This is a genomic window from Sutterella sp. AM11-39 (assembly GCF_003472385.1).
GTDB lineage: Bacteria > Pseudomonadota > Gammaproteobacteria > Burkholderiales > Burkholderiaceae_F > Duodenibacillus > Duodenibacillus intestinigallinarum.
In genome coordinates, this window is record NZ_QRLV01000002.1 from 258,334 (window position 1) to 268,174 (window position 9,841).

The window sequence follows — 9,841 nt, forward strand, 5'->3', positions numbered from 1 at the left end:
GTGTCCTTACCTTAAAGCGTTGTTAGTTTCGGTTCGAATTAGGCTTCAACCACGGAGCCGCCGGCAGCTTCGATAGCGGCCTTGGCACCCTTGGTCACGCCCAGGCCGCGAACGGTAACCGCACGGGTGATTTCACCCGAGAGGATCACGCGCGCACCCTGTGCGAGGATCGAAACAACGTTAGCGGACTTCAGAGCAGCCAAGTCGATTTCGTCAACCGGCATGGCCTGCAGTTCGTTCAGACGCACCACTTCGATGTAGCGGCGGGTGAGCGAAGTGAAACCGCGCTTCGGCAGACGACGATGCAGGGGCATCTGGCCGCCTTCGAAGCCGACCTTGTGGAAGCCGCCGGCACGGGACTTCTGACCCTTGTGGCCACGGCCGGCGGTCTTGCCCCAGCCGGAGCCCACGCCGCGACCGACGCGGTGTGCCTGGCTCTTGGCGCCCTCATTGGGCTTAATGGTATTCAAACGCATTTGACTGTTACCTCAGATCATTCGACGCGCACAAGGAATGCGACCTTGGTGATCATACCGCGCACGGCGGGCGTATCCTCGAGCTCGCGGGTCTGATGAAGCTTCTTCAGACCGAGACCCAGAAGCGTTGCACGGTGCTTGGCACCGGTGCCGATCGGGCTCTTGACGAGCGTGACCTTGACGGTCTTCTTCGTTTCAGACATTTCTCAATATCCTCCGAGACGCATTACGCCGTGAGCTCTTCGACCGTCTTGCCGCGCTTGGCAGCAATATCTTCGGGCGAGTGCAGGTTCGCAAGCGCATTGAGCGTAGCGCGGACCATGTTGTAGGGATTGGTCGAGCCGTATGCCTTAGCAAGCACGTTGCGGATGCCGACGGCATCCATCACGGCACGCATCGGGCCGCCGGCGATCACGCCGGTGCCTTCGGCGGCGGGCATCAACAGGACGCGGGAAGCGCCGTGGTGGCCTTCAACAGCGTGGAAGATCGTGCCGTTGTTGAGCGGCACCTTCTTCATGCTCTTGCGGGCGCGTTCCATAGCCTTGCTCACGGAAGCCGGGACTTCACGGCTCTTGCCGGTGCCCATACCCACGGAACCCTTGCCGTCGCCGGCAACGGTCAGAGCAGCGAAAGCAAGAATGCGGCCGCCCTTAACAACCTTGGTGACGCGGTTCACCGCGATCATCTTTTCGCGAATGCCGTCATCGATCTCTTCGACGGCGTTCTTCTTGTCAACCTTAGCCATAAGCCTCGATTCCTATTAGAACTTGAGGCCGGCTTCGCGCGCGGCCTCGGCCAGCGCGGCAACGCGGCCGTGGTAACGATAACCGGAACGGTCGAAAGCGCAGGTTTCGATACCGGCAGCCTTCGCCTTCTCAGCCAGACGGGTGCCGACGATCTTGGCAGCGGCGATGTTGCCGCCGTTGCCATTGACCATGGCGCGAACTTCAGCTTCAGCCGTGGAGGCGCTCACGAGAACGCGGTCGCCGGAAGCGGAAATGATGCTGGCGTAGATGTGCAGGTTGGTGCGGTGCACCGTAAGACGATTCACCTTCTGCAGCTTGATGCGGGCGCGGGTCGCACCGGCACGGCGCAGGCGGTTTTCCTTTTTGTTAATCATTTCTCAGAACCCCGCTTTACTTCTTCTTGGTTTCCTTGATGATGACGTGTTCGTCAGCATAGCGGATGCCCTTGCCCTTGTAGGGTTCGGGAGCGCGGTAGCTGCGCACGACTGCGGCGGTCTGGCCGACCTTCTGCTTGTCAGCGCCCTTGATGACGATTTCCGTCGGGGTGGGCGTTTCGCAGGTCACGCCTGCGGGCATCTGGTGCACGACCGGGTGAGAGAAGCCGAGCTGGAGGTTCAGCTTGTCGCCCTGAGCCTGAGCTCGGTAGCCCACGCCAACCAGAGTGAGCTTCTTTTCAAAGCCCACGGACACACCCTTGTTCATGTCCGCCACGAGAGCACGCATCGTGCCGACGTTAGCGTTGGATTCACGGGTTTCTTCAAGCTGCTTGAACGAAAGAACGTTGCCGTCCTGTTCGATAGCAATCTTGGGAAGAACGTGCATACGCACTTCACCCTTCGGGCCCTTGACGGTGATGAAGCCGTCGGCGAGCGTGGCGCTCACGCCCTGGGCGAGCTCAACGGGATGCTTGCCAATACGAGACATATTGAAAACCTCCCAAATTAAGCGACGTAGCAGAGAACTTCACCGCCGATGCCGGCAGCGCGAGCCTTGCGATCGGTCATCACACCCTTCGGGGTGGAAACGATCGCGATGCCGAGGCCATTCATGACCTGCGGGATGGACTCGTGGTTCTTATAGATGCGCAGGCCGGGGCGCGAAACGCGTTCGATGCGTTCGATAACCGGACGGCCGGCGTAGTACTTCAAACCGATATGCAACTGGGCCTTGCCATCAACGGTCACAACATTAAAGCCGTCAATGTAGCCTTCGTCCTTGAGAACCTGCGCGATAGCAACCTTGAGCTTGGAGCTCGGCATCACGACTTCGGTCTTGTCGACGATCTGACCGTTACGGATACGGGTCAGCATATCGGCGATCGGATCACTCATACTCATTTAGTAATCTCCTCGCTCTTACCAGCTGGCCTTGATGAGGCCGGGAATGTCACCACGCATGGCCGCGTCACGGATCATGCCGCGAGCGAGGCCAAACTTACGGAAGGTGCCGCGCGGACGGCCGGTCAGGCCGCAACGGTTGCGCAGACGCACGGGGCTTGCATTGCGCGGCAGAGCCTGCAGCGCGAGACGAGCGTCCATACGTTCTTCCATGGAGCGGGTAGCGTCGTTGATAATCGCCTTGAGTTCGGCGCGCTTGGCTGCAAACTTAGCAACGGTAGCTTCGCGCTTAAGTTCACGGTTAATCAGAGATAACTTTGCCATTTTCCTTGCACCTATCTCAGTTGCGGAACGGGAAGCGGAAACCAGCCAGAAGAGCCTTGGCTTCTTCGTCGGTCTTCGCCGTCGTCGTGATGGAAATGTTCAAACCGCGCACAGCATCGATCTTGTCGTACTCAATTTCCGGGAAGATGATCTGTTCACGCAGGCCGATGTTGTAGTTGCCACGGCCATCGAAAGCACGACCGGACACGCCGCGGAAGTCGCGGACGCGCGGGAAAGCGATCGTCACGAGGCGATCGAGGAAGTCGTACATGCGTTCGCCGCGCAGGGTCACCATGCAGCCGATGGGCATGTTTTCGCGGATCTTGAAGTTCGCGATAGCCTTGCGGGTGCGGGTGATGGCAGGCTTCTGGCCGGCAATCTTGGTGAGATCGCCGACAGCGTTGTCGACGAGCTTCTTGTCGTTGACGGCTTCACCGACACCCATGTTGAGGGTGATCTTGGTGATGCGAGGAACCTGCATGACCGTCTTGTAGCCGAACTTCTTGATCAGTTCGGGCACGATGGTTTCATGATAAAGAGTCTGGAAACGAGACATTTTGTCGTTGCTCCTTAGGCCTTGGCGCCGACCACGGCACCGTTGCTCTTGAACACGCGAACCTTCTTGCCGTCAACTTCCTTGAAGCCGACGCGGTCACCCTTGCCGGTGGCAGGGTTAAAGAGCATGACATTGGACTGATCGATCGGAAGGGTCTTGTCCTGAATGCCGCCTTCAGCGCCGGTCATCGGGTTGGGACGAACAGCCTTGCGGGCAACATTGACACCTTCGACGGTGATACGGCGGTCATCGATACGGGCAGAAACGATACCCTTCTTGCCCTTATCCTTGCCGGTGATGACGATAACTTCGTCACCTTTACGGATGCGCTGCATCTTATCGGCCTCCTTAAATAACTTCAGGAGCCAGGGAGACGATCTTCATGAACTTTTCGGTACGCAGTTCGCGCGTGACCGGTCCGAAGATACGAGTGCCCACGGGCTCGAGCTTGGAGTTAAGCAGAACGACGGCATTGCCGTCGAAGCGAATCAAAGAACCGTCGGCGCGGCGCACACCCTTGGCGGTGCGGACCACGACGGCGTTGTAGATTTCGCCCTTCTTAACACGACCGCGAGGAGCGGCTTCTTTCACCGTCACCTTCACGACGTCGCCGATGTTTGCATAGCGGCGCTTGGAGCCGCCCAACACCTTAAAACACATCACTGAACGAGCACCGGTGTTATCGGCGACGTCCAGTCTGGATTGCATCTGAATCATGGTTGTTTATATATCCAACTTATTCCGCTCAATGCGGATAGTATTGGTCCCGTCAGGGAGAAAGACTGCAACTCGTTGATTTCCAAAGAAAAACCAGCTGGCTGGAAAGAAGCTCTTTCCCCTTAAGCCGGGCAGAAATCAACGGCACACAGTCCGCAGATATCAACGCAAATGCCGTACCCCGAAAGGTCCGGCATTTGCGCGAGTTCGCAAGTATACGCATAACGCGTAAAACTTGCAAGTATCTTTTCAAGTCTTTTTAAAGACTTAGATGATCACGGCCTTCTCGAGGATACGGGTCACCTTCCAGGACTTCGTCTTGGAAAGCGGACGGGTTTCCGCGATTTCGACCTTGTCACCGACACCGCACTCATTGGCTTCGTCGTGAGCATGATACTTCTTGCTTTCAACGACGTACTTGCCGTAGAGGGGGTGCTTGACACGACGTTCGACCAGAACGGTCACGGTCTTGTCCATCTTGTCGCTCGTCACCGTACCGGTGAGGGTGCGGGTGAGCTTTGCAGTTTCAGTATTCGTCATTTCGCAGCCGCCTTCTGAGCGAGAACCGTGCGCACGCGGGCGATGTCGCGACGCGTGGCGCGCAGCTGGTTCGTGTTCTGGAGTTGTTGCGTAGCCTTCTGAACGCGCAGCTTGAAGTGCGTGGTGAGAAGGTCGTTGAGCTCCTTGTTGAGCGCGGCCTCATCCATGGCGCGCAAGTCTTTTGCCTTCATGTCCGTCTCCTTACATGCCGATCTGGCGGACAACGAACTTCGTCTTCAGAGGCAGCTTGGCAGCCGCGAGAGCGAAAGCTTCGCGGGCGAGCTGTTCATCGACGCCGTCCATTTCATAGATCACGCGACCGGGCTGAACGAGAGCAACCCAGTATTCCGGATTACCCTTACCGTTACCCATACGCACTTCAGCGGGCTTGCTGGAAATGGGCTTGTCCGGGAAGACACGGATCCATACACGGCCGCCGCGCTTGATGTGGCGGGTAAGAGCACGACGCGCAGCTTCGATCTGGCGGGCCGTCAGGCGGCCGCGTTCGACCACCTTGAGGCCGAATTCGCCAAAGCTCACGTTAGCGCCGCGCTGAGCGAGGCCGTAGTTACGGCCCTTCTGGTCCTTGCGGTACTTAGTACGATTCGGTTGCAGCATCGTTATTCTCCGTCTTTCTTGTCAGCGGCGGCAGCGGGTGCACGACGCGGACGGCGGGCTGCGCCTTCGCCGTCACGGCGCTGGCGACGAGCCGGACGACGACGATCTTCGCGTTCGGCGGGAGCGGCAGCTTCGACCACGTCTTCGCGACCGAGATTGTCACCCTTGTAAACCCAAACCTTAACGCCGATCACGCCGTAGGTCGTGTTGGCTTCGGCAACTGCGTAGTCGATGTCGGCACGCAGCGTGTGAAGAGGCACGCGGCCTTCGCGGTACCATTCGGTACGGGCGATTTCGGCACCGTTCAAACGACCAGAGCTCATGATCTTAATGCCCTGAGCACCCAGACGCATGGCGTTCTGCATGGAGCGCTTCATGGCGCGGCGGAACATCACGCGCTTTTCGAGCTGCTGGCAGATGTTGTCAGCGATAAGCTGAGCGTCGAGATCCGGACGGCGGATTTCTTCGATGTTGATGTGCACGGGCACACCGACCATCTTCTGAACTTCTGCCTTGAGCATTTCGATGTCAGCACCCTGCTTGCCGATCACGACACCGGGACGAGCCGAGAAGATCGTGATGCGAGCATTGTTGGCCGGACGTTCGATCAGAATGCGCGAGACGCTGGCGTTCTTCAGCTTTTCACGAAGGAAAGCACGGACGCGGAGGTCTTCGCCGAGCGTGCGGGAAAAGTTACGGCCGACCGCATACCAGCGCGACGTCCAGTTGCGCGTAACGGGAAGGCGGAAGCCGGTAGGATTAATTTTCTGACCCATGGTTCACCTTTTACTTGTCGCCGACGGTCACGAAGATGTGAGCCGTCTGCTTGCCGATACGCGTACCGCGACCCTTGGCGCGAGCACCAAAGCGGCGCAGCGTCGTGGCCTTTTCCACGTAGATCTTCTTAACGAACAGTTCATCCACGTCAGCGCCGTCGTTGTGTTCGGCGTTGGCGATCGCGGATTCGAGCGCCTTGAGGATGATGCCGGCAGCGCGCTTCTGCGTGAAGCGCAGGATGTTGAGGGCCTTGTCCACGGGCTTACCGCGAACCAGGTCGGCCACCAAACGGCCCTTCTGAGCCGAAAGGCGAACGCCGCGAACGATTGCAGTAGTTTCCATTTGATTACCCCTTGACCTTCTTGCTGTCGGCAGCGTGGCCGTGGAAGGTGCGAGTCAGCGCAAACTCACCGAGCTTGTGGCCGACCATGTTTTCATTGATGTACACCGGAACGTGCTGACGGCCGTTGTGAACGGCGATCGTCAGACCGATGAACTCAGGAAGAATGGTGGAGCGACGCGACCAGGTCTTGATCGGGCGCTTGTCGCGACCGGCCTGAGCGGCTTCAACCTTCTTGAGCAGGGAACCGTCAACAAACGGCCCTTTCTTTAACGAACGAGACATTTACTGGCCCCCTTATTTGTCGTAACGGCGCTGGATGATCATGGAATCCGTGCGCTTGGAGTTGCGGGTACGATAGCCCTTGGTGAGCTGGCCCCACGGCGTGACAGGAGCGCGACCGGTACCGGTGCGGCCTTCACCACCACCATGCGGGTGATCAACCGGGTTCATCACCTTACCGCGAACGGTCGGGCGGATGCCGCGCCAACGGGTGGCACCGGCCTTGCCGAGTTCACGCAGGCTGTTTTCTTCGTTGCCGACCGTACCGATCGTGGCGCGGCATTCGATGAGGATGCGGCGCACTTCGCCGGAACGCATACGCACCTGAGCGTAAGCACCTTCACGGGCGATCAGCTGAGCATAGGCACCAGCGGAGCGAACCAGCTGGGCACCCTTGCCCGGGAGCATTTCGATGCAGTGAATGGTGGAACCGACCGGAATGTTGCGCAGCGGCAGAGCGTTGCCAACCTTGATCGGGGCTTCCTGACCGCTCATGATCGTGTCACCGACGTTCAGGCCCTTCGGGCAGATGATGTAGCGACGTTCGCCGTCGGCATACAGCACGAGCGCGATGTGAGCGGAACGGTTCGGATCGTATTCGATGCGTTCAACGCGGGCGGGAACGCCGTCCTTGTTACGCAGGAAGTCGATAACGCGATAGTGACGCTTGGAGCCACCACCCTTGTGACGGCACGTAATGTGACCGTTGTTGTTGCGGCCGGAACCGCGATTCTTCTTTTCCAGCAGAGCTGCGAAGGGCTTGCCCTTGTGCAGGCCCGGAGTCACCACTTTGACCGCATGACGGCGGCCGGGGGACGTCGGCTTGAGTTTGACGAGAGCCATTACTTAACCTCCTGCACGAAGTTGATGCTCTGACCTTCCTTGAGACGGACATAAGCCTTGCGAACATCGCTGCGCTTGCCCATACCGCGGCCAAAGCGCTTCTGCTTGCCCTTGGTGGTCAGAATCTGCACGCTTTCAACCTGCACCTTGAAGCACAGTTCGACGGCAGCCTTCACTTCCGGCTTCGTCGCACACGGGGTGACGACGAAAGCGTACTGCTTGTCCTTGTATTCTTCGAGTCGGGTGCTCTTTTCGGAGATAACCGGACCGACGAGGACCTTCAACAAACGTTCTTGTTTCATCCGAGCATCTCCTCGAGCTTGGCGACCGCAGCCTTCGTGACAACGATCTTGTTGTAGTAGATCAGGGAGAGCGGGTCGGCGTAGCGCGGCTCAACCACGAGAACGTTCTTGAGGTTGCGGCTGGCCAGATAGAGGTTGTCGTCGACCGACTCGGTGATGATCATCACGTGATCAAGACCAAGCGTCTTGAGCTTGGCGGCGAATTCCTTCGTCTTCGGGGATTCGGCGCTGATCGAATCAACCACAACGAGGCGGCCGTCGGCGGCGAGCTTCGAAAGGATCGAAGCCATGGCAGCACGATAAGCCTTCTTGTTCATCTTGTGGCTGAAGTTTTCGTTGGGCGTGTTCGGGAAAGCACGGCCACCACCACGCCACAGCGGCGAGGAGGACATACCCGAGCGGGCGCGACCGGTACCCTTCTGGTTCCAGGGCTTACGGGTCGTGTGGCGCACGAACTCACGGCTGAGCTGAGCGCGCGTACCCTGACGGGCGTTAGCCTGGTAGGCAACCACGAGCTGGTGCACCAGAGCTTCGTTGTATTCGCGGCCGAACACGGCGTCAGAGGCAGCGGCTTTGCCCGCTTCCTGACCGAGTTCATTGATTACATTCAGTTCCATTGATCGCTCCTGGATTAGGCCTTCACGGCGGGACGCACAATGACTTCACCGCCCTTGGAGCCGGGAACGGCACCGCGAACGAGCAGAAGACCACGTTCAGCATCGACACGGGCAACCACGAGATTCTGCGTGGTGCGCTGGGCTGCACCGAGGTGACCAGCCATGCGCTTGCCGGGGAACACGCGGCCCGGGTCCTGGCGATTACCGATGGAACCGGGAGCGCGGGTCGTCACGGAGTTACCGTGGCTGGCGCGGTTCGAGGAGAAGTGGTGACGCTTGATGGCGCCTGCGAAACCCTTACCGATGGTGGTGCCGGTCACGTCGACCTTCTGGCCGGCCGTGAACATGTCGGCGCTGAGCACGGTGCCGGGCTTGAATTCGGCAACCTTGTCTTCGTCGATATGGAACTCTTTCAACGTGGCAGCTGCTTCGATGCCAGCCTTAGCAAACTGGCCGGCGAGTGCCTTGTTGACGCGCGAGGGCTTCTTCGAGCCGAACGCGACTTGAACAGCGTTGTAGCCGTCGGATTCAACCGTCTTGACGCAGGCAACACGGTTGCCGGACACGTCGAGCACCGTCACGGGAACGGACTTACCGTCCTCTTCAAAGATGCGCGTCATGCCGATCTTACGGCCGACTAAGCCGAGCTTTTCACTCATTTATTTTTACTCCACCCCGTCTACGATTGGACGGGACCGTACTTTTAAAGAAATCACTTCACGACGGGAGGTTCGAATTTCGAAGTTATCTTCGCTTCGTAACGCCGATCGAGCGCCTCGAAGGCCAGAAGTGACGCATATTCGCTTGTGTTCTTCGGGCTTCCTTCGGAACACAAACGAGAAAAACTTGTGCAATTACTGCTTGTTGTTGACCTTGATCTTGACGTCAACGCCAGCCGGCAGGTCGAGCTTCATCAGAGCGTCAACGGTCTTGTCGGTCGGATCGATGATGTCCATCAGGCGCTGATGGGTGCGAATTTCGAGCTGATCGCGGCTGGTCTTGTTGACGTGCGGCGAACGCAGGATGTCGAAACGCTGGATGCGGGTGGGAAGCGGAACGGGACCGCGAACAACAGCGCCGGTGCGCTTTGCGGTGTCGACGATTTCGAGAGCCGACTGATCGATCAGCTTGTAATCAAACGCCTTGAGGCGAATGCGGATGCGCTGAGACTGCATTTGTCTGATTTTCCTAAGAAAAAGAACAATAAAAGAACTAAGGGGGCGCAGTATAACCACGCCCCCTTTCCCCTGTCAAGGGTCACTGAAAAAAATTTTATTTTCTTTCAGTATGTTCGAACAATTTTTGGCAATTATTCGATGATCTTGGCAACGACGCCGGCGCCGACGGTGTGGCCGCCTTCACGAAT

The 9,841-nt window shown here is 58.4% G+C and carries 22 protein-coding genes; 1 reads left to right on the plus strand and 21 read right to left on the minus strand.

What is annotated here, in order from left to right; genetic code table 11:
* Positions 1 to 38: 38 nt before the first annotated feature.
* The 21 genes from rplO to rpsJ form a co-directional block, all read right to left on the minus strand.
* On the minus strand, positions 39 to 476 hold the full coding sequence (gene rplO / locus DW133_RS03105) for a 50S ribosomal protein L15 (RefSeq protein ID WP_118275129.1): 438 nt from the start codon (positions 474 to 476) through the stop codon (positions 39 to 41).
* A 17-nt stretch (positions 477 to 493) separates the two neighbouring features.
* On the minus strand, positions 494 to 679 hold the full coding sequence (rpmD, locus tag DW133_RS03110; RefSeq protein WP_118275131.1) for a 50S ribosomal protein L30: 186 nt from the start codon (positions 677 to 679) through the stop codon (positions 494 to 496).
* A 23-nt stretch (positions 680 to 702) separates the two neighbouring features.
* Entirely contained in the window at positions 703 to 1,221 is a 519-nt protein-coding gene (gene rpsE / locus DW133_RS03115; protein ID WP_118275133.1) for a 30S ribosomal protein S5, read from the minus strand.
* 15 nt (positions 1,222 to 1,236) lie between these two features.
* Entirely contained in the window at positions 1,237 to 1,596 is a 360-nt protein-coding gene (gene rplR, locus DW133_RS03120; RefSeq protein ID WP_118275135.1) for a 50S ribosomal protein L18, read from the minus strand.
* A gap of 16 nt (positions 1,597 to 1,612) precedes the next feature.
* Positions 1,613 to 2,146: a 50S ribosomal protein L6 gene (gene rplF, locus DW133_RS03125; protein WP_118275137.1), complete on the minus strand. Its 534-nt coding sequence runs from the start codon at positions 2,144 to 2,146 to the stop codon at positions 1,613 to 1,615.
* 17 nt (positions 2,147 to 2,163) lie between these two features.
* A complete protein-coding gene (rpsH, locus tag DW133_RS03130; RefSeq protein ID WP_118275139.1) occupies positions 2,164 to 2,559 on the minus strand; it encodes a 30S ribosomal protein S8 in 396 nt (131 codons plus the stop codon).
* A gap of 18 nt (positions 2,560 to 2,577) precedes the next feature.
* Entirely contained in the window at positions 2,578 to 2,883 is a 306-nt protein-coding gene (gene rpsN, locus DW133_RS03135) for a 30S ribosomal protein S14 (protein WP_118275141.1), read from the minus strand.
* Positions 2,884 to 2,899: 16 nt separating this feature from the next.
* Positions 2,900 to 3,439: a 50S ribosomal protein L5 gene (gene rplE / locus DW133_RS03140; RefSeq protein WP_118275143.1), complete on the minus strand. Its 540-nt coding sequence runs from the start codon at positions 3,437 to 3,439 to the stop codon at positions 2,900 to 2,902.
* A 14-nt stretch (positions 3,440 to 3,453) separates the two neighbouring features.
* Positions 3,454 to 3,774: a 50S ribosomal protein L24 gene (rplX, locus tag DW133_RS03145; protein WP_118275145.1), complete on the minus strand. Its 321-nt coding sequence runs from the start codon at positions 3,772 to 3,774 to the stop codon at positions 3,454 to 3,456.
* Between the two features lie 13 nt (positions 3,775 to 3,787).
* Positions 3,788 to 4,156 carry a 50S ribosomal protein L14 gene (rplN, locus tag DW133_RS03150; RefSeq protein WP_118275147.1) on the minus strand — a complete coding sequence of 123 codons (369 nt, stop codon included), beginning with the start codon at positions 4,154 to 4,156 and terminating at the stop codon, positions 3,788 to 3,790.
* A 267-nt stretch (positions 4,157 to 4,423) separates the two neighbouring features.
* Positions 4,424 to 4,696, minus strand: a complete 273-nt coding sequence (gene rpsQ / locus DW133_RS03155; RefSeq protein ID WP_118275149.1) for a 30S ribosomal protein S17 — start codon at positions 4,694 to 4,696, stop codon at positions 4,424 to 4,426.
* Entirely contained in the window at positions 4,693 to 4,887 is a 195-nt protein-coding gene (gene rpmC, locus DW133_RS03160; RefSeq protein ID WP_118275151.1) for a 50S ribosomal protein L29, read from the minus strand. The genes rpsQ and rpmC overlap by 4 nt, the downstream gene beginning before the upstream one ends.
* Before the next feature lie 10 nt (positions 4,888 to 4,897).
* Positions 4,898 to 5,314: a 50S ribosomal protein L16 gene (rplP, locus tag DW133_RS03165; RefSeq protein ID WP_118275153.1), complete on the minus strand. Its 417-nt coding sequence runs from the start codon at positions 5,312 to 5,314 to the stop codon at positions 4,898 to 4,900.
* Between the two features lie 2 nt (positions 5,315 to 5,316).
* Positions 5,317 to 6,090, minus strand: coding sequence for a 30S ribosomal protein S3 (gene rpsC / locus DW133_RS03170; RefSeq protein WP_118275155.1), 774 nt, complete (start codon positions 6,088 to 6,090; stop codon positions 5,317 to 5,319).
* Positions 6,091 to 6,100: 10 nt separating this feature from the next.
* Positions 6,101 to 6,433 (minus strand): 50S ribosomal protein L22, encoded by a 333-nt coding sequence (gene rplV, locus DW133_RS03175; RefSeq protein WP_118275156.1) that lies wholly within the window; start codon positions 6,431 to 6,433, stop codon positions 6,101 to 6,103.
* Between the two features lie 4 nt (positions 6,434 to 6,437).
* Positions 6,438 to 6,716: a 30S ribosomal protein S19 gene (gene rpsS / locus DW133_RS03180; protein ID WP_118275158.1), complete on the minus strand. Its 279-nt coding sequence runs from the start codon at positions 6,714 to 6,716 to the stop codon at positions 6,438 to 6,440.
* Positions 6,717 to 6,728: 12 nt separating this feature from the next.
* Positions 6,729 to 7,556: a 50S ribosomal protein L2 gene (rplB, locus tag DW133_RS03185; RefSeq protein WP_118275160.1), complete on the minus strand. Its 828-nt coding sequence runs from the start codon at positions 7,554 to 7,556 to the stop codon at positions 6,729 to 6,731.
* Positions 7,556 to 7,858 (minus strand): 50S ribosomal protein L23, encoded by a 303-nt coding sequence (rplW, locus tag DW133_RS03190; RefSeq protein ID WP_118275162.1) that lies wholly within the window; start codon positions 7,856 to 7,858, stop codon positions 7,556 to 7,558. The genes rplB and rplW overlap by 1 nt, the downstream gene beginning before the upstream one ends.
* Positions 7,855 to 8,475: a 50S ribosomal protein L4 gene (rplD, locus tag DW133_RS03195; RefSeq protein WP_118275164.1), complete on the minus strand. Its 621-nt coding sequence runs from the start codon at positions 8,473 to 8,475 to the stop codon at positions 7,855 to 7,857. The genes rplW and rplD overlap by 4 nt, the downstream gene beginning before the upstream one ends.
* A gap of 14 nt (positions 8,476 to 8,489) precedes the next feature.
* Positions 8,490 to 9,134, minus strand: a complete 645-nt coding sequence (gene rplC, locus DW133_RS03200) for a 50S ribosomal protein L3 (RefSeq protein ID WP_118275166.1) — start codon at positions 9,132 to 9,134, stop codon at positions 8,490 to 8,492.
* A gap of 195 nt (positions 9,135 to 9,329) precedes the next feature.
* Entirely contained in the window at positions 9,330 to 9,650 is a 321-nt protein-coding gene (rpsJ, locus tag DW133_RS03205; protein WP_118275168.1) for a 30S ribosomal protein S10, read from the minus strand.
* Between rpsJ and DW133_RS10165 the strand changes: the two genes are divergently transcribed.
* On the plus strand, positions 9,651 to 9,841 hold a 191-nt coding region (locus tag DW133_RS10165; RefSeq protein ID WP_233542092.1), incomplete at its 3' end, for a hypothetical protein. It abuts the gene before it with no gap.